Raw genomic sequence first — 16,209 nt, forward strand, 5'->3', positions numbered from 1 at the left:
GGATCGAGCCCGGCGCAGGCGGTCTCGGACGACATACCGCTGACCCTGGGTGAAGGCGCTACCTCTGCCTCGGCTGTGATGCGGGATGGGCGTCGGTAGCGTCAGGGTGGCCAGCCGAACCTGGCGCGGTGAGGCCGAATACCTGATAGCGCCCTTCGGTCCACCCCTGCTTGCGGCTGACCTCGATGATGTCGGCGAGGAGGGCGTCGCGCCGTTCGCCCGTCGCTCGGAGCCGGTTCACCTCACCGACTGTCCAATCGACGTTGTCGAGCCGAAAGAGAATCTTGGGCACCTCTGGAAGGATCTGGCGCTGAGAGTAGAAGGCCAGATGATCCACAGGTTGAAATGATCTGCCCGCCTGGCAGACGTACGCTCGCGTCGACTGATAGAGCCCCCATGCGTTCCTGGCGGGGACCACCACGGTGTCGTTGCGGGCGGCTGGGCGCAGTCGGTGCACCTCGGTCACCCGCTCGATCCTCCTGAGCCAGCGTGCGGCGTCCGGGTCCGCCCACGCGACGACATCGATCATCTGGCTGAGGCGGAACGGCACGTCGGTGGCGAGAAGCGAATCATGATGAGCCAGCCGATTGCGGAACACCCGGAGCGCATTCATGGCGCTGGCGACATCGTGGCGCTTGCCGGACGAGTAGGGGAAGGCACGGTGCAGGGCCTCCCGCCAGAGTTGCTCGTGCTCCGAACCCAACATCGAGACCCAGAAGCCGAAGCTCAAGCCCGCGATGATCTGGTCGCGGGTTTCCTTCTGGGAGTGCTCTCGACGCAAGCGCGCGCGGACCTCGGAGACGTTTCGATCGATTCCATCCTGCACCTGGCGCTTACCGCTGACCGTCAGAAGGAACCATGGGATACCGCGGCCCGGCTCGTTGAGGTGCGCCCTCATCTCCCGATCTATCGCGTTGCGGGTGACGACCTCGACGTAGTGAAACGCCTCGAACGACGCGCCCGTCAGGGCGACGCTCCACTCGTAAAGCTCACAGGCCTTGCTCTCGTCGCCACCGGCGGCAGCCAGATAGGGATGGAACCTGCCGAGGGAGATCCAGTGATGCACGGTTCGCGCATGGGGGTGTGGCGTCACGGGCTGGATGCTAAGCGTGACGATCGCGGCGGATTGTCCGGCGCGCCGACGGCAAGAAAGAGCCCCAGGCGCATGCGCGAGGCAGAGGCGACACTGGGGCGTACAGAAACCAAGCTAACCACAGCCCGGGCGGCCGTCAAGGCGCAGCGCGTACCCTCTGGTCATGATCGTTCCTCGGGTGGCCGTCGGCACCGACGTGCACGCGTTCGCGGCCGGGCGGCCCTGCTGGGTCGCGGGCCTGCACTGGCCGGACCAGGACGGCCTGGCCGGTCACTCCGACGCCGACGTGGCGGCGCACGCCGCCTGCAACGCGCTGCTCTCCGCCGCCGGCCTGGGTGACCTGGGCGCGAACTTCGGCGTGGACCAGCCGGAGTGGGCCGGTGCCTCCGGGGTGGCGCTGCTGACCGAGAGCGCGCGCCGGGTACGGGCGGCGGGCTTCCGGATCGGCAACGTGTCGGTGCAGGTCGTCGGCAACCGCCCCAAGATCGGGCCGCGCCGGGAGGAAGCGCAGCGGGTGCTCTCCGAGGCGGTCGGCGCGCCGGTGACCGTGTCCGCTGCGACCACCGACGGCCTCGGCTTCACCGGGCGTGGGGAAGGGCTGGCCGGGATCGCGGTGGCCCTGGTCTACGAGGCCCCGGCCGACTGACGCGGTGACCGGGGACGCCGGTCACCGCGTCACCCGATCAGTCGACGTCGGTGCAGACGTTGTGGGTCGTGCCGTGGAGCATCGTGATGGTCTTGTCGTAGGTGGGGGAGAACTCCACCCGGAACTGGCCGTCGACGATCCACAGCCCCTTCGGCAGCGTGCCGGCGTTCTCCCGGAAGCCGAGGAGCACCGGCCCGGTCACGTACCAGGTCATCGAGCCGTCGGTGCGGTAGTCGACGAGCGAGGTGCCGCTCGCGTCAGCGGTGGACGTGGCGCCGGTCTCCAGGTTCGTCACCCGGTTGATCAGGGCGCCGGTGAACAGTTCCCGCTTCGGTGCGCCGTCCGGATACGTGGCGAGCGTCAACTTGCGCACCTCGTCCACGATCGGCTCCACGCGTACCGCGAACTCGCACCGCGCGCCGGCGGGCAACTCGAACGGCGCCTGCGGGGCCGGCTCCCAGGCGCCGACGCCGTGGTGCCGGTCCGGCGCGGCGGTCGCCGAGCCGGGTAGCGCCGCGACAACCACTGCCACAACCGCCGCCACCGCGACGCTCATCCTGAAACGCATGTCCGCTCTCCATCTCGTCGGTGGTCAGGGCGGTCAGGATCGCCGGGCCGGCTCACCACTTGCTGACCGCACTGCGCGGAGACGTTCCGAGCGGGCGGACCGGACGACCGGACGGCTGACCATGCGATCACCGCCGCACGGCAACCTCCGGCCCGGATCGACCGGTCCTGTTCGGTATGGAGTTCCGCCTGCTCGGGCCGTTCGAGGCCCGCCACGACGGTCGGCCGGTCGAGGTCGGCAGCCGACGCCAGGAGCGATGCCTGCTCGGGATGCTGTTGCTCGACGTGGGGCGCGTGGTGCCGACCGACCGCCTCGTCGACCTGCTCTGGAACGGCCGGCCGCCGGCCGCCGCCCGGGGCGTGGTGCAGACGTACGTCGGGCGGCTGCGGGGCTCGCTCCACGCGTACGGAGTGCGGATCAGCACCCGGGGCGAGGGCTACGTGGTCGAGGAGGACGGGCACCGGGTCGACGTCGACGAGTTCGCCGAACTGGTCCGGAGGGCCGGGCGAGCCGCCGATCCCGCCGAGCGGGTGCGGTCGCTCGACCGGGCGCTGGCTCTCTGGCGCGGGCCGTTGCTCGCCGACGCGGCGGACGACGAGCTGCGGCACCGGCTGCACGGCACTGTCGAGGAGCTGCGCCTGGTGGCCGTGGAGCTACGGGCCGAGGCGCAGCTCGCGCTGGGCCAGCACACGCGGGCGATCGCCGAACTGCTGCCGCTGGCCGCCGAGCACCCGACGCGGGAACACCTCGTGGCGGTCCTGATGACCGCCCTGTACCGGGGTGCCCGGCGGGCCGACGCGCTGCGCCTCTACCGCGCCACGCGGGACCTGCTCGTGGCCGACTTCGGTGTCGAGCCGGGCCCCCGGCTCCGCGAGGTGCAGCGGCGGGTGCTCGCGGGCGACGACCGCCTGGACCGGGTCGGCCGGCCGATGCACGAGATCCGGGTGAACGACGAGAGCCTGCCGTGGAGCGTGGGCGGCCACCCGGCCCTGGACTTCTGCAACACCCTCGCCGGTTGGGGGCGCGAGTCCCCGTTGCCCGGCGCCGAGTGGCTGCGCGGCTATCGCACCCTTGCTGTCTGGGCCGGCCATGTCGGGCTGGTGGACGAGGTGTCGATGAACCGTCTGCTTCACCTCGCCCGGCGCGATCCCGGCACGGCGGAGGTGGTGCTCGACGAGGCCCGTACGCTCCGCGCCGCGCTCTACGCCAGCCTGGTCGACCCGGACGACGGCCCGGCCTTCGAAGCGGTCGCCCGGGCCGCCGAGGCCGCCGCCCGTACGCTCGCGTTCCGGCGCGCGGTCGACGGACGCGGTCGCTGGTGGCCGGACCTCGCCGCCGGCCTTCGGGTGCCGGTGCACGCCGCCGCGTTCAGCGGCGCGCAACTGCTCGCCGATCCGGCCCGGTTCACCGTGCGGGCCTGCCCGGACCGGAGCTGCGGGTGGTTGTTCCTGGACGAGAGCGGGCTGCGCCGGTGGTGCAGCCTCGGGACGTGTGGCGGCCGGGCGGGCGTCGCCTGCCGGAGTTCCTGACGACGGGAGCTGTCGGCAGCTGGTGGGCCGGGGCGGATACGCTCGCCGGGATGCCGAGTGACGCCGCACCCGACCAGTCCGCCGCCGACGGCTACCTGCAACGCGCCCATCTCCTCGCCGAGCTGGGCCGCTACGACGAGGGCGTCGGCGAACTCACCGCGCTGCTCGCGGACGAGCCCGGGCACCTGCCCGCGTTGACCATGCTGGCCCGGATGCACCTGGCCGCCGGGCGTCCGGCGGAGGCGCTGGCCGTCGCCGAGACGGCCGTGACCCCAGTTCCGGACGCCGTGACAGCCGACGGCGAAACGTCCGCCGTCGAGCCGCCCACTGCCGCTGAGACGTCCGGGACGCGTGCCGCCGAAGCGGCCGGGGGTGTCCTGCCGGTGCTCGTGGCCCGTGGCTTCGCGCTGCTCGACCTCGAACGCTGGAAGCCCGCAGCGGCCACCGCCGACGAGATCCTGGCGCACGGTCCGGGCGACGCGTACGCGCAGCGCAGCGCCGCCGCCATTCTCTCCGCGTCGCGCAACGGGCAGGCGGCGCTGGACGCGGCGTGGCGGGGTGTCGAGCTGGCCCCGGAGGAGCCGGAGGCGCACCTGGTGCTGGGCCTGGTCGCGGTGCGGCTGCAACTGTTCGACCTGGCCGAGCGGGCCTACCGGGAGGCGCTGCGGCTGGACCCGGAGCTGGGCGAGGCGGGGCAGGACGTGGGCGTGGCCCGGCTGGAGCGACGCCGCTACGCCGAGACGCTGGAGCACCTGACCGCGCTGGCGGACCTGCCGGTGGCCCGGCCCGACCCGGTCCGGACCGTGGACGACGGGATCCGGCGGCTCCTGCTGTCGGTGGCCGGCTGGTCGCTGCTCGCGAGCCTGCTGGCCGGCGTCCTGGCCCCGGCCTCGTCCGGCGCGTCCCGGCTGTTCGCGGCGCTGTCGGTGGCCGGCGTGGCGGTGCTGCTGCGGCGTCCGGCGACGTGGCGGCCCGGCCTGCGGGAGGCGATGTCGCGCGGCCTGGCCGTGCCGGTCTGGGCGGCCGCCGCCGCGGTGCTGCTGCTTCTCGTGTACGCGCTGGTCGGCAGCCCGTGGCCGCTGGCCGGGGTGGTGACCGCGTCGGTGGTGGCCGGACTCACCGCGTTCGCTCGCCGGTGAGAGGGTAGGAGGACCGGAAACACCGGCTCAAGGAATGCGGGGACCCGTGCTCACCGTCAATGCCTACGCGGCGACGTCCGCGACCGAACCGCTCGTCCCGACCACCATCGAGCGGCGGGATCTCGGCCCGGACGACGTTCTCATCGACATCAAGTTCTCCGGCATCTGTCACTCCGACATCCACACCGCGCGCAGCGAGTGGGGCCCGACCCGCTACCCGATCGTGGTCGGCCACGAGATCGCGGGCGTGGTGCGTGAGGTCGGCTCGGCGGTCACGAAGTTCGCCGTCGGCGACCGGGTCGGCGTCGGCTGCCTGGTCGACTCCTGCCGGGAGTGCGACAACTGCCGCAAAGGGCTGGAGCAGTACTGCCTGAAGGGCAGCACCGGCACGTACGGCGGGGTGGGGCGGGACGGCAAGCCGACCCAGGGCGGCTACTCGCAGGCCATCGTGGTCACCGAGGACTTCGTGCTGCGCATCCCGGACGGCATCGAGCTGGACGCCGCCGCGCCGCTGCTCTGCGCCGGCATCACCACGTACTCGCCGCTGCGGCACTGGAACGCCGGGCCGGGCACCCGGGTTGCGGTGATCGGCATGGGCGGCCTCGGCCACATGGCCGTGAAGCTGGCCCACCCGATGGGCGCCGAGGTGACTGTGCTGTCGCAGTCGCTGAAGAAGCGGGAGGACGGGCTGCGGCTCGGTGCCGACCACTACTACGCCACCTCGGACGAGGAGACGTTCCGTGAGCTGGCCAACTCGTTCGACCTGATCATCAACACGGTCAGCGCGACCCTCGACATGGACGCGTACCTGCGGCTGCTCGCGGTGGACGGGACGCTGGTCAACGTGGGCGCGCCCGAGGATTCGCTGTCGGTGCACGCGTTCTCGCTGATCCCGGCCCGCCGTTCGTTCGCCGGGTCGAACATCGGCGGCATCGCGGAGACCCAGGAGATGCTCGACTTCTGCGCCGAGCACGGGCTGGGCGCCGAGATCGAGGTCATTGGAGCCGAGAAGATCAACGAGGCGTACGAGCGGGTGCTCGCCTCCGACGTGCGCTACCGCTTCGTCATCGACGCGTCCACGTTCTGACGACCGCGTGCGAAGGGGCCGCGTCCGTGCCGGGCGCGGCCCCTTTTCGCGTACGTCAGGGCTTGCGTGCCCAGGTCCAGGCGTAGCCGTCGTCCTCGCAGTCGGCGGCCGCGTCGCAGAGGTCGAGCGGGCGGAACGTGTCCACCATGACCGCCAGCTCGTCGAAGAACTCCGCGCCGATCGAGCGTTCGGCCGCGCCCGGCTGGGGGCCGTGGGTGAAGCCGGACGGGTGCAGCGAGATCGAGCCCTGCTCGATGCCGGAGCCGCGCCGGGCCTCGTAGTTGCCGCCGGTGTAGAACAGCATCTCGTCGGAGTCGACGTTGTGGTGGTTGTACGGCACCGGGATGGCGGCCGGGTGGTAGTCCACCTTGCGCGGCACGAACGAGCAGATCACGAAGTTCGGGCCCTGGAACGTCTGGTGCACGGGCGGCGGCTGGTGGATCCGCCCGGTGATCGGCTCGAAGTCGTGGATGGAGAACGCCCACGGGTACATGTGCCCGTCCCAGCCGACCACGTCGAACGGGTGGTTGGCGTAGACGTACCTCGTCCACCCGCGGCGGTGCTTGACGAGCACCTCCACCTCCTCGCCGTCGACGAGCAGCGGCGTGTCCGGTCCGCGGACGTCGCGCTCGCAGTAGGGCGCGTGCTCCAGGAACTGTCCGCGTACGGAGAGGTAGCGCTTGGGCGGGCCGATGTGGCCGGACGCCTCGACGGCGAGCAGCCGGGTCGGTTCGTCGCCGGTGGGCACCAGGCGGTGGATGGTCGAGGTGGGGATGACGACGTAGTCGCCGGCGACCGCGTCGAGCACGCCGAACGGCGACTCCACCCGCATCGACCCGGCCTCCAGGTAGAGGCAGTGGTCGCCGGTGGCGTCGCGGAACAGCGGTGACGGGCGGTCGGCGAGCACGTACGCGATGCGTACGTCGTCGTTGGCGAGCAGGTACTGCCGGCCGAGCACCGGGTCCGCGCCGGTGCCGTCGAGCTTGTGGGTGCGCAGGTGACGCGGCTTGAGCGGCAGGTTCGGCACGCGGGTGACGGTGGGCGGGGCGAACTCCTCGGCGGCGAGGATCGCGGTCGGCGCGTGCCGGTGGTAGAGCAGCGACGAGTCGGAGGAGAAGCCCTCCTGGCCGACCAGTTCCTCCGCGTAGAGCGTGCCGTCGGGCTGGCGGAACTGGGTGTGGCGCTTGCGCGGCACGTCGCCGACGCTGCGGTAGTACGGCATTTCGCCTCCCGATATGTCCCGTTCTCCGGCCGGTGGCGTCCGATAATCGGACGCTGTTGTCCGTTCCTCGTAGCGTCCCGTACATTCTTGTCTCGTGTCAACGCAGGTGCCCCGCCTCCTCTCCGGCCTGGTGGACGACGCCGCGGTCTTTCCGCCCGGAAACGCCGCGCTGCCCGACGCGGTGACCGCGCACCGCACCCACCGCGCCGCCTGGTACACCGACATGGTCGGCCCGCTGCTGCTGCCCGCCTCGGAGATCCAGCGCGGGTCGCTGCGCGGCCTGGTGGACCCGGCCGAAGGGCTGGTCATCGGGCTGATCGGCGACACCGGCCTGGACCAGCTCCCGCAGGCGCTGGACGCGCTCGCGCCCGACGGGGTGACCGCCCGGCAGATCGAGGCGCCGGTGGCCAAACGCGGTGAGGACCCGCAACCCGGGCTGTCCGAACTGGTCGCGCTCGCCGACCGGCTCGACGGCACCGCCGTCTACGCGGAGATCCCGCTGACCTTCGGGCTGATGGGCGCGCTCGACACGCTCGCCGAGGCGCGCGCGGGCGGGCTGCCGGTGGCGGCCAAGTTCCGTACCGGCGGGCTCGCCGCCGAGCTGTTCCCCACCCCGGTCGAGCTGGCCGCGGTGATCTGCGCCTGCCGGGACCGTAAGCTGCCGTTCAAGCTCACCGCCGGGCTGCACCACGCGGTCCGGCACCGCGACCCGGAGACCGGCTTCAACCACCACGGTTTCGTCAACGTGCTGGGCGCCACGCTCGCCGCGGTCGGGGGCGCCGAGGTGGACGGCGTGGCCGAGCTGCTCGCCGCCACCGACCCGGTCCGTGTGGTCGAGCCGGCGCGGGCGCACCGCGACGCCGAGCGCCCGCTCTGGGTCGGGTACGGCTCGTGCAGCATCTCCGAACCACTTACCGATCTGATCCGGCTGGGGCTGGTGAACGGAGGCTTCGAGGCATGACCGAACGCACCGAGCGGAGCGAGGGCCGTGAGGGCGTGCCCAGTCTGCACGGCATGACCGAACGCACCGAGCGGAGCGAGGGCCGTGAGGGCGTGCCCGGCCGGCACGGTATGACCTGGGTACCAGGGGCGGCGGGGTCGCCGTACGGGGTGACGAACCTGCCGTACGGCGTGTTCCGGCACGGCGAGGGCGAGCCGCGTATCGGCGTCCGCATCGGTGACTTCGCGCTGGACCTGGCCGGCGCGGAGGCCGCCGGTCTGGTGCTGGCCGGCGGGGCGCTGGGCCGGCCGACGCTCAACGCCTTCATGGCGCTCGGCCGCCCGCAGTGGACGGCGGTCCGGCAGCGGGTCGTCGAGCTGCTCACCGAACCGGAGCACCGGGCGGCGGTCGAGCCGCTGCTGGTGCCGCTGCGCGAGGTCGAGATGGCGCTGCCGTTCGAGGTGGCCGACTACGTCGACTTCTACTCCTCGGAGCACCACGCCTCGAACGTCGGGCAGATCTTCCGGCCCGGCCAGCCGCCGCTGCTGCCGAACTGGAAGCACGTGCCGATCGGCTACCACGGCCGGGCCGGCACCGTGGTCGTCTCCGGCACCCCGGTGATCCGCCCGACCGGGCAGCGCGCCAGCGCGCAGGGCCCGACCACCGGCGCGTCGGTACGGCTGGACATCGAGGCCGAGGTGGGCTTCGTGGTGGGCGTACCGAGCCGGCTGGGCGAGCGGGTGCCGGTGGCCGACTTCGCCGACCACGTCTTCGGTGTGGTGCTCGTCAACGACTGGTCGGCCCGGGACATCCAGGCGTGGGAGTACCAGCCGCTCGGGCCGTTCCTCGGCAAGTCGTTCGCCACGTCCGTCTCGGCCTGGGTGACGCCGCTGGAGGCGCTCGCCGATGCGTTCGTACCCGCGCCGGACCAGGACCCGCCGGTGCAGGACTATCTGCGCGACACGCCGCACCTCGGGTTGGACCTGACGTTGTCGGTGCAGTGGAACGGCGAGCGGGTCGCCGAGCCGCCGTTCGCCGGCATGTACTGGACCCCGGCGCAGCAGCTCGCCCACCTCACCGTCAACGGCGCGTCGCTGCGTACCGGTGATCTCTACGCCTCCGGCACCGTCTCCGGTCCGGAGCGCGGCCAGGTCGGGTCGTTCCTGGAGCTGACCTGGGGCGGGTCCGAGCCGGTCAAGTTCGCCGACGGCAGCGAGCGGACGTTCCTGGAGGACGGCGACACGGTGACGATCACCGCCACCGCGCCCGGCCCGGACGGCACCACTGTCGCGCTGGGCGAGGTCACCGGGACGATCCTCCCGGCCCGCTGAGTTCTGCCATCCCGAACGGCCCCGGTCGCACCCGATGTGCGACCGGGGCCGTTTCCTTCCGCGTTTATCGCTCCGGATCACGTACGCCCCGGACGGCGGCTCCCGGCCGGAACGGAGCCGCCGATGGTGCCGGGTCGGGGGGCGTACCCGGGTAGCCGAACAGGAAGGACGAGCATGACCGAGTTGACCGGCGCCGTCTGGCGCACCAGCAGCCGCTCGAACGATCAGGGCCTCTGCGTCGAGGTGGCGACGAACGTGGTCGCCGCGCACGGCGTGGTGGGCGTACGCGACTCCAAGGACCCGGACGGCCCGGCGCTCGCGGTGAGCCCCCCGGGCTGGGCCGCGTTCGTCACCGCGCTGCGGGGCGGTTCGTTCCGCGGCTGACCGTCAGTGCCACACCCCGGTGCCCCGACGATCGGGGCACCGGCGGTGGAAATGTCACAGCGAGGCTCCCCGTTTCCGGTCACGGCCCGTACCGTGTACGACACGGGAGGTGCCATGTCGACGGTCACGGTGTCCGCATTCATCGAAGCGCAGGCCGCCGACCTGTGGCGCCTGCTGACCGACCTCCCGGCCCGCGCCGACTGGCTCTCGGCGGTGAGCGCGGTCGAGGTCCTCGGCGGCGGCGGGTTCGGGCCCGGCTCGACCTGGCGGGAGACCCGCGTCCGGCCGGACGGCGGCGCCGAACCGGAGGAGTTCGAAGTGATCGAGGCGGTCGCCCCGAGCCGGCTGGTGCTCGGCTCGCGCGGCGCCGGCGCGGACTACCGCATCACCTGGACGCTGCGCACCGTCGAGCGGCGACGCCGCGGCTGCACCGAGGTCACGGTCGAGCAGGAGGCGGCGCCGACCCGCCCGTACGGCCGGGTGTTGGCCCTGATCCTCGGCGGCCTGGCCGCCCGCGCGGTGGAGGGCGCGCTCCGACGCGACCTGGCCGACCTGGCGCTGGCCGCCGGACCGGCCCGGTCCTCCGAGGCCGCCTGAGCCGACCTGGCCGCTCGCCGCGCCCGGCCCGGACCTGGCCGGTAGGGTGCCGGGTCGGAGGTGACGGATGGCGAAGGCCGCGAGGCGGCGGGCCGTGGTGGCGCTGGTGGCGGTACTCGCCGTCGCGGCGACGGTCGCCGTGGTGGTCCGGGTGCTGGCGCCGGCCGAGGTCGAGACCGTCGCCCGGGAGCCGTACCCGGCGGCGCCCGCGCCGACCGCCGGGGTGATCGGGCGGCTGCCGGTGGCGCCGCTCGTCGTCGACGGCCGGCTGCGCGTCTACGCGGGCGCCCGTCAGGTGTACGCGGACCAGCCGGTCACCGGGCGGCACCGGGTCACCCCGTTCTGGTCGTACCGTCGCTGGCCGGCCACGTTGACCGCGGTGCTCGCCCAGGACACCACTGTGGTCAGCCGCTGGTCCGACGGGAAGCTGGTGGCACTGGACGCGCGTACCGGACGGGTCGCCTGGCGGGCCGACGGCCCGGAGCCGGGGCCGGTGCCGGAGCCGAGGCGGACCTACGCCGGCACGGTCTGGGACCCGGCCGGGCTGCACGTCGCTCGTGCCGCCGGCCGATCCGTGCTGGTGTCGGCGGGTCCCGGCGGGGTCGGCGGGTACGACCTCGCCGACGGGCGCCGGCTCTGGCGCGCCGACCTGCCCCGCGACTGCCGGGCCGACGTGGGTACGACAGCCAGCGGCGAAGTGGTCGGGGTGGACAGCTGCGAGGGGCCGCCCGTGGTCGAGCTGCGGGACGCGGCGACCGGCACGGTGCGGACCCGCTGGCGTCCCCCGGACGCGCCGGATCAGCTCGTGGTCACGCCGGTCGGCTGCCCGCACGGGCACTCCGGCTGCCGCGGGTTGCGCACCGCCGGGCCGGGCGGTGCGGGCGGCAAGGGCTGGCTGGTGACCGACCCGGGCGAGCCGAGCGCCGCGCCGGGCCTGGACGCGATGGACACGGTGCTGGACGGCGAGCGGGTGGTGGACACGTCCGGCCCGGTGGTGGTCGGGCGTTCGGCGCGTACCGGCGCGGAGCTGTGGCGCAGGGCGGACATCCACCCGGCCCGGGTGCTCGCGACCGAGCCGGGGCGGGTGCACCTGCTGACCGACCGGCGGGAGCTGGTCACTGTCGACCCGCTCACCGGCGCGACCCGGTCCAGTTTCGTGCTCGACGTCGGGCGGGACGGGATCGGCTGGCGGCCGGGCCGGGCGTACGCGGTGGACGGCTACGTCGCCGTGGAACGGCTGCGGGAGAGCGCCACGCCGGAGGACGACGACCAGGGCTACTTCCTGATGGCCGAGCCGGTGCTGCTCGCCGCCACCTGACCGGCGGTTCGGCCTGCAAAACGGACAAAAGCCACTATTGTTGTCGGATGAGACGCCCAGGGCCGGTCCGTAGGGGGTTGACGGACCGGCCCCGGGCGCGCCCCGGTCAGGCCAGGGCGGACTCGGCCACCGCCAGGAACGCGTCGTTCTCGGCCGGGGTGCCGATGGTGACCCGGACGCCGTCGCCCGGGAACGGGCGGACGATCACGCCGCGCGCCTCGCACGCCCGGCCGAACTCCACCGCCCGCTCGCCGAGCGGCAGCCAGACGAAGTTGGCCTGGCTCTCCGGCACGTCCGGGACGAACTTGCGCAGCGCCTCGGTGACCCGGTCCCGCTCGGCCACTACCAGCGCGCAGCGCCGCTCCACCTCGTCGGCCTGCGCCAGCGCGGCCAGCGCGCCGGCCTGGGCGGCCATGCTGGTGGAGAACGGCGTGACCACCTTGCGCACGGCGGCGGCCACCTCCGGCGCCGCGACCAGCCAGCCGATCCGCAGGCCGGCCAGGCCCCACGCCTTGGACAGCGTGCGCAGCACCGCCACGTTCGGCCGGTCCAGGTAGGTCAGGCCGTCCGGCACCTCCGGGTCGGTGACGAACTCCCGGTACGCCTCGTCGATCACCACGAGCACGTCGTCCGGCACCGCGTCGAGGAAGCGGTCCAGCTCCGCCCGGCGCACCGCCGTACCGGTCGGGTTGTTCGGGTTGCAGACCAGGATCATCCGGGTCCGGTCGGTCACCGCCGCCGCCATCGCGGTGAGGTCGTGACCGTGGCCGGCGTCGTTCGGCACCCGCACGCTGGTCGCGCCGCTGGTCGCCGCGATGATCGGGTACGCCTCGAAGGAGCGCCACGAGTAGAGCAGCTCGTCACCGGGCAGGCAGGTGGCGCGGACCAGGTGCTCGGCCAGCGCCACCGAGCCGCAGCCGGTGGCGATCCGGTCGGCGTCCACGCCGTACCGCTCGGCGAGCGCCTGACGCAGCGCCACCACGCCCATGTCCGGGTAGCGGTGCGAACCCGCCACCGCCTCGGCGACCGCCTCCACCACGCCGGGCAGCGGGCCGTAGGGCACCTCGTTGCTGGCCAGCTTGATCGCCTCGGGCAAACCCAGCTCCCGCGCCAGGTCGGCCGGGCTGCGGCCGGGCACGTAGTTGGGCAACGCGTCCAGGTCGGCGCGGGTGAGCCGCAGCGGAGGCTGGTGGCGTCCGGTCTCGGTCATGGGGTGTCTCCCGGGGTGTCGGCGCGGTCGCGCGGGGTGGTACGGGGGTCGGGCCGCTTACGGGGAAGCTGGACCACCACCGTCTGCGCCCGCTTGTCGTGCAGGGCCTGGCGCAGCGGCTGGTCGAACAGGGGCGAGACCGCGTCGATGAGCTGCAGCAGCAGACCGAGCCCGCAGCAGTACCAGAGCAGCGTGGGCAGGCCGAGCGTGCTCCAGCGCCGGGTGGCCCGGCCGAAGCCGAGCGGCTGGTCCGCCTCGACCGGCAGCGCGCGTACGCCCATCAGCCGCTTGCCGAACGTCTGCCCGCGCGCCGCCATCGACGGCACCTCGTAGGCGTACCAGAGCGCGGTGGCGATCACCAGGATGGCGATCTGGAGGCCGCCGGCCTGGTCGTCGATCTGGGGCAGCCCCTCGGTGGAGGTGTCACCGTTCATCGCGCGGCGCACCGACTCACGCAGGTACGGCGCGACGGCCTCGAAGTAGCGCCAGACGAACCAGCCGTTCACCACCGCGTTGAGCAGGAACACCACGCCGAAGTCGATCAGGCGGGCGACCAGCCGCGCGCCGTACGAGGCGAGCGGCAGCCCGTGCGGGCGCGGAATCGGCTGCGCGCCCGGCCAGTGCGGGTACGGCCAGCCCGGCGGCGGTCCCTGCGGCGCCGGCCCGGCCTGACCGGGCTGCCGCGGCCACGGGCCGCCCGGCCCCGGCTGTCCGGGCTGTCCCGGCTGCCCCGGCTGTCCCGGCCAGGGACCGGGCTGTCCGGGCCAGGGGCCGGCCTGACCCGGCTGGCCCGGCCACGGTCCGCCCGGCTGGGCGGGCGCGCCGGACGACGGGGCGACCTCGGACCCGCTACCCGTCCCGGCACCGGGCGTCGCGGCGGCGGCCGGCTCGGGTTCGGCGGGCGGTGGACCGTCGGGCGGGGTGACGTCGACCGGGATCGGCGCGCCGATCCAGCCCTCGCCGTCCCACCAGCGGCGGGTCTCCGGGTCGGCGGGGTCGACGTACCATCCAGGTTCCAAGCTCACAGCGCCGTCCTTGTTCCCGACTGCGGGGCTCGCAGGCCCGGCTCACTCCTCGCGCTCACAGTGCTCCCCTCAGTTCGCGACTGCGGGGCTCGCAGGCCCGGCTCACTCCTCGCGCTCACGGGCCAACCTTAACGACGACCGTTCCGGCGAACTTGTCGTGGAGGCACTGCTGCCAGGGCTTGTCCCACAGTTGCCAGAAACCGTCGAGGTAGTTGAGGAACGGCACGAACATCCCGCCGGCGAACTCGACGGCCCAGCGCTTGCCGAGCATGCCCCGGCTCAGCGCGGCGTCCGGCTGCACCGGCACGATCCGCAGCTTCATCACCTTCTTGCCCAGCGTCTGGCCGGTCCGGCGGGCGTACTCGACGTGGTAGACCCAGTAGAAGACGAGCATCAGCAGCAGGACCCCGAGCTCGGCGGCGAGCAGCGGCAGGAACACGCCGGTCCAGAGTTCGGCCGGCTCGGGACCGTTCGGGCCCGCCTGCTCGATCTCGTCGATCATCCGGACGAAGACGAGGGCGAAGACCGGCAGGAACAGCACCATCGTCACCGCCATCGCGACGGCGGTGTCGATCAGGTAGGCGAGCAGCCGGTCACCGAAGCTCGCCAGCGGCTGCCCGTTCGGCGCTACCGGGGGCGGGACGGGCCTCGGGGCGTACCCCGGTGGGGGGTAACCGGGCGGCGGGTAGCCGGGCGGGCCGGCGTACCCCGGAGGAACGTGCTGCGCGGGCACCGCGGGCCCGGTGGGCGGCGCGAAGCCGCCGCCCGCGGGTGCAGGCCCGGCAGGCGGCGGCGTCGGGTTCGGGGGAGGCTGGGTCACGCCGACAGTGTTACAGGTTGCCGCGCTTCTCCTGCTCCCGCTCGATCGCCTCGAACAGGGCCTTGAAGTTGCCCTTGCCGAAGCCGAGGGAGCCGTGCCGCTCGATCAGCTCGAAGAAGACGGTGGGACGGTCCTGCACCGGCTTGGTGAAGATCTGGAGCAGGTAGCCGTCCTCGTCCCGGTCGACCAGGATCTTGCGGGACTGCAGCTCCTCGATCGGCACCCGGACGTTGCCGATGCGGGCGCGCAGCTCCGGGTCCTCGTAGTACGAGTCCGGGGTGTCCAGGAACTCGACGCCCGCCGCGCGCATGGCGTCCACGCTGGCCAGGATGTCGTTGGTGGCCACCGCGATGTGCTGGGCGCCGGGGCCCTGGTAGAACTCCAGGTACTCGTCGATCTGCGACTTCTTTCGGGCCACGGCCGGCTCGTTGAGCGGGAACTTCACCTTGCGGGTGCCGTTGGCGACGACCTTGCTCATCAGCGCCGAGTAGTCGGTGGCGATGTCGTCGCCGATGAACTCGGCCATGTTCGAGAAGCCCATGACGCGCTTGTAGAACTCGACCCACTCGTCCATCCGGCCCAGCTCCACGTTGCCGACCACGTGGTCGACGGCCTGGAAGAACCGCTTCGGCTGGAGGCCGGCGTCGATCATCGGCTGCCGGTCCACGATCGGGCCGCGGGCCACGAAGCCGGGCAGGAACGGGCCGGTGTAACGGGACCTGTCGATCAGGCTGTGCCGGGTGTCGCCGTACGCGGCGATGGACGCCATCCGCACGGTGCCGTGCTCGTCGCTGACGTCGTGCGGCTCGACCAGGCCGGTGGCGCCCTGCGCGACGGCGTGCGCGTACGCGGCGTCCACGTCCGGCACCTCCAGCGCGATGTCGGAGACGCCGTCGCTGTGCTTCGCCACGTGCTCGGCGCCGTCGGCGTCCGGGCGGACCGCGCCGGTCAGCACGAAGCGGGCCGAACCGCTGGTCAGGACGTACTGCGCGTGGTCGCGGTAGCCCTGCTCCGGCCCCCGGTACGCCACGCAGGTCATGCCGAACGCGGTCGAGTAGTAGTGCGCGGCCTGCTTGGCGTTGCCGACCAGGAAGTGGACGTGGTCCATGCCCTTGACCGGGAACGGGTCGCGGCTGATGTCGTGGTCGACGGCGCCGACGAGAGCGTCGACGTCGACCTCCTCGGTCGACTGGGGTCGGTCGATCGCCTGGGTCATGGTGGCCTCCCTCGCGTACCGGCCGGCCTCGTGGGCCGCCGTGGATGTGCTCTTCCGGGGAGGATCTACGGCGCACGGTGAGTT

16 protein-coding genes are annotated in these 16,209 nt (G+C 73.1%); 9 read left to right on the forward strand and 7 right to left on the reverse strand.

Annotated elements, in window-relative coordinates; all coding sequences use genetic code 11:
• Positions 1 to 58: 58 nt before the first annotated feature.
• On the reverse strand, positions 59 to 1,093 hold the full coding sequence (locus tag MCBG_RS21825; RefSeq protein ID WP_198033312.1) for a hypothetical protein: 1,035 nt from the start codon (positions 1,091 to 1,093) through the stop codon (positions 59 to 61).
• 163 nt (positions 1,094 to 1,256) lie between these two features.
• Here MCBG_RS21825 and ispF point away from each other — a divergent pair, with 163 nt between their 5' ends.
• Positions 1,257 to 1,739, forward strand: coding sequence for a 2-C-methyl-D-erythritol 2,4-cyclodiphosphate synthase (ispF, locus tag MCBG_RS21830; RefSeq protein ID WP_043327925.1), 483 nt, complete (start codon positions 1,257 to 1,259; stop codon positions 1,737 to 1,739).
• A 37-nt stretch (positions 1,740 to 1,776) separates the two neighbouring features.
• Here the strand turns inward: ispF and MCBG_RS21835 are convergent, their stop codons facing one another.
• Positions 1,777 to 2,307, reverse strand: a complete 531-nt coding sequence (locus tag MCBG_RS21835) for a hypothetical protein (RefSeq protein WP_043327926.1) — start codon at positions 2,305 to 2,307, stop codon at positions 1,777 to 1,779.
• A 176-nt stretch (positions 2,308 to 2,483) separates the two neighbouring features.
• Between MCBG_RS21835 and MCBG_RS21840 the strand changes: the two genes are divergently transcribed.
• From MCBG_RS21840 to MCBG_RS21850, 3 genes are read left to right on the forward strand one after another with little or no spacing between them, the layout of a single operon-like run.
• Positions 2,484 to 3,836: a BTAD domain-containing putative transcriptional regulator gene (locus MCBG_RS21840; RefSeq protein ID WP_043327927.1), complete on the forward strand. Its 1,353-nt coding sequence runs from the start codon at positions 2,484 to 2,486 to the stop codon at positions 3,834 to 3,836.
• Positions 3,837 to 3,886: 50 nt separating this feature from the next.
• Positions 3,887 to 4,975 carry a tetratricopeptide repeat protein gene (locus tag MCBG_RS21845; RefSeq protein WP_043330868.1) on the forward strand — a complete coding sequence of 363 codons (1,089 nt, stop codon included), beginning with the start codon at positions 3,887 to 3,889 and terminating at the stop codon, positions 4,973 to 4,975.
• A gap of 46 nt (positions 4,976 to 5,021) precedes the next feature.
• Positions 5,022 to 6,062 carry an NAD(P)-dependent alcohol dehydrogenase gene (locus MCBG_RS21850; protein WP_043327928.1) on the forward strand — a complete coding sequence of 347 codons (1,041 nt, stop codon included), beginning with the start codon at positions 5,022 to 5,024 and terminating at the stop codon, positions 6,060 to 6,062.
• 55 nt (positions 6,063 to 6,117) lie between these two features.
• On the opposite strand, the gene MCBG_RS21855 is transcribed toward MCBG_RS21850, so the two are convergent.
• Complete coding sequence (locus MCBG_RS21855) at positions 6,118 to 7,284, reverse strand: homogentisate 1,2-dioxygenase (RefSeq protein ID WP_043327929.1); 1,167 nt, start codon at positions 7,282 to 7,284, stop codon at positions 6,118 to 6,120.
• Between the two features lie 94 nt (positions 7,285 to 7,378).
• Between MCBG_RS21855 and MCBG_RS21860 the strand changes: the two genes are divergently transcribed.
• From MCBG_RS21860 to MCBG_RS21880, 5 genes are all read left to right on the forward strand, one after another.
• Positions 7,379 to 8,245, forward strand: coding sequence for a hypothetical protein (locus tag MCBG_RS21860; protein ID WP_043327930.1), 867 nt, complete (start codon positions 7,379 to 7,381; stop codon positions 8,243 to 8,245).
• A gap of 110 nt (positions 8,246 to 8,355) precedes the next feature.
• Positions 8,356 to 9,555 carry a fumarylacetoacetase gene (gene fahA, locus MCBG_RS21865; protein ID WP_043330870.1) on the forward strand — a complete coding sequence of 400 codons (1,200 nt, stop codon included), beginning with the start codon at positions 8,356 to 8,358 and terminating at the stop codon, positions 9,553 to 9,555.
• Between the two features lie 174 nt (positions 9,556 to 9,729).
• On the forward strand, positions 9,730 to 9,939 hold the full coding sequence (locus tag MCBG_RS21870; protein ID WP_043327931.1) for a DUF397 domain-containing protein: 210 nt from the start codon (positions 9,730 to 9,732) through the stop codon (positions 9,937 to 9,939).
• 114 nt (positions 9,940 to 10,053) lie between these two features.
• Positions 10,054 to 10,536: an SRPBCC family protein gene (locus MCBG_RS21875; RefSeq protein WP_043327932.1), complete on the forward strand. Its 483-nt coding sequence runs from the start codon at positions 10,054 to 10,056 to the stop codon at positions 10,534 to 10,536.
• A gap of 67 nt (positions 10,537 to 10,603) precedes the next feature.
• On the forward strand, positions 10,604 to 11,854 hold the full coding sequence (locus MCBG_RS21880; RefSeq protein ID WP_043327933.1) for an outer membrane protein assembly factor BamB family protein: 1,251 nt from the start codon (positions 10,604 to 10,606) through the stop codon (positions 11,852 to 11,854).
• A gap of 106 nt (positions 11,855 to 11,960) precedes the next feature.
• Here the strand turns inward: MCBG_RS21880 and hisC are convergent, their stop codons facing one another.
• The 4 genes from hisC to hppD form a co-directional block, all read right to left on the reverse strand.
• Positions 11,961 to 13,064: a histidinol-phosphate transaminase gene (gene hisC, locus MCBG_RS21885; protein ID WP_043327934.1), complete on the reverse strand. Its 1,104-nt coding sequence runs from the start codon at positions 13,062 to 13,064 to the stop codon at positions 11,961 to 11,963.
• Entirely contained in the window at positions 13,061 to 14,089 is a 1,029-nt protein-coding gene (locus tag MCBG_RS21890; RefSeq protein WP_043327935.1) for an RDD family protein, read from the reverse strand. Before MCBG_RS21890 ends, hisC begins: the two co-directional genes overlap by 4 nt.
• Before the next feature lie 115 nt (positions 14,090 to 14,204).
• The gene (locus tag MCBG_RS21895; protein ID WP_043327936.1) at positions 14,205 to 14,909 is read right to left on the reverse strand and encodes an RDD family protein; all 705 of its coding nucleotides are present in this window, start codon (positions 14,907 to 14,909) and stop codon (positions 14,205 to 14,207) included.
• A 10-nt stretch (positions 14,910 to 14,919) separates the two neighbouring features.
• Positions 14,920 to 16,125 (reverse strand): 4-hydroxyphenylpyruvate dioxygenase, encoded by a 1,206-nt coding sequence (gene hppD, locus MCBG_RS21900; protein ID WP_043327937.1) that lies wholly within the window; start codon positions 16,123 to 16,125, stop codon positions 14,920 to 14,922.
• Positions 16,126 to 16,209 lie beyond the last annotated feature (84 nt).

Origin of the sequence: Micromonospora sp. M42, from assembly GCF_000568915.1 — a bacterium.
In the GTDB taxonomy this organism is placed as follows: Bacteria; Actinomycetota; Actinomycetes; order Mycobacteriales; family Micromonosporaceae; genus Micromonospora; species Micromonospora chalcea.

What these genes read in the sequence shown, in the direction of transcription:
- ispF (WP_043327925.1), top strand. Translation starts at nt 1,257, where the DNA reads ATGATCGTTCCTCGGGTGGCCGTCGGCACCGACGTGCACGCGTTCGCG.
- MCBG_RS21835 (WP_043327926.1), bottom strand. Translation starts at nt 2,307, where the DNA reads ATGCGTTTCAGGATGAGCGTCGCGGTGGCGGCGGTTGTGGCAGTGGTT.
- MCBG_RS21840 (WP_043327927.1), top strand. Translation starts at nt 2,484, where the DNA reads ATGGAGTTCCGCCTGCTCGGGCCGTTCGAGGCCCGCCACGACGGTCGG.
- MCBG_RS21845 (WP_043330868.1), top strand. Translation starts at nt 3,887, where the DNA reads ATGCCGAGTGACGCCGCACCCGACCAGTCCGCCGCCGACGGCTACCTG.
- MCBG_RS21855 (WP_043327929.1), bottom strand. Translation starts at nt 7,284, where the DNA reads ATGCCGTACTACCGCAGCGTCGGCGACGTGCCGCGCAAGCGCCACACC.
- fahA (WP_043330870.1), top strand. Translation starts at nt 8,356, where the DNA reads ATGACCTGGGTACCAGGGGCGGCGGGGTCGCCGTACGGGGTGACGAAC.
- MCBG_RS21870 (WP_043327931.1), top strand. Translation starts at nt 9,730, where the DNA reads ATGACCGAGTTGACCGGCGCCGTCTGGCGCACCAGCAGCCGCTCGAAC.
- MCBG_RS21875 (WP_043327932.1), top strand. Translation starts at nt 10,054, where the DNA reads ATGTCGACGGTCACGGTGTCCGCATTCATCGAAGCGCAGGCCGCCGAC.
- MCBG_RS21880 (WP_043327933.1), top strand. Translation starts at nt 10,604, where the DNA reads ATGGCGAAGGCCGCGAGGCGGCGGGCCGTGGTGGCGCTGGTGGCGGTA.
- hisC (WP_043327934.1), bottom strand. Translation starts at nt 13,064, where the DNA reads ATGACCGAGACCGGACGCCACCAGCCTCCGCTGCGGCTCACCCGCGCC.
- hppD (WP_043327937.1), bottom strand. Translation starts at nt 16,125, where the DNA reads ATGACCCAGGCGATCGACCGACCCCAGTCGACCGAGGAGGTCGACGTC.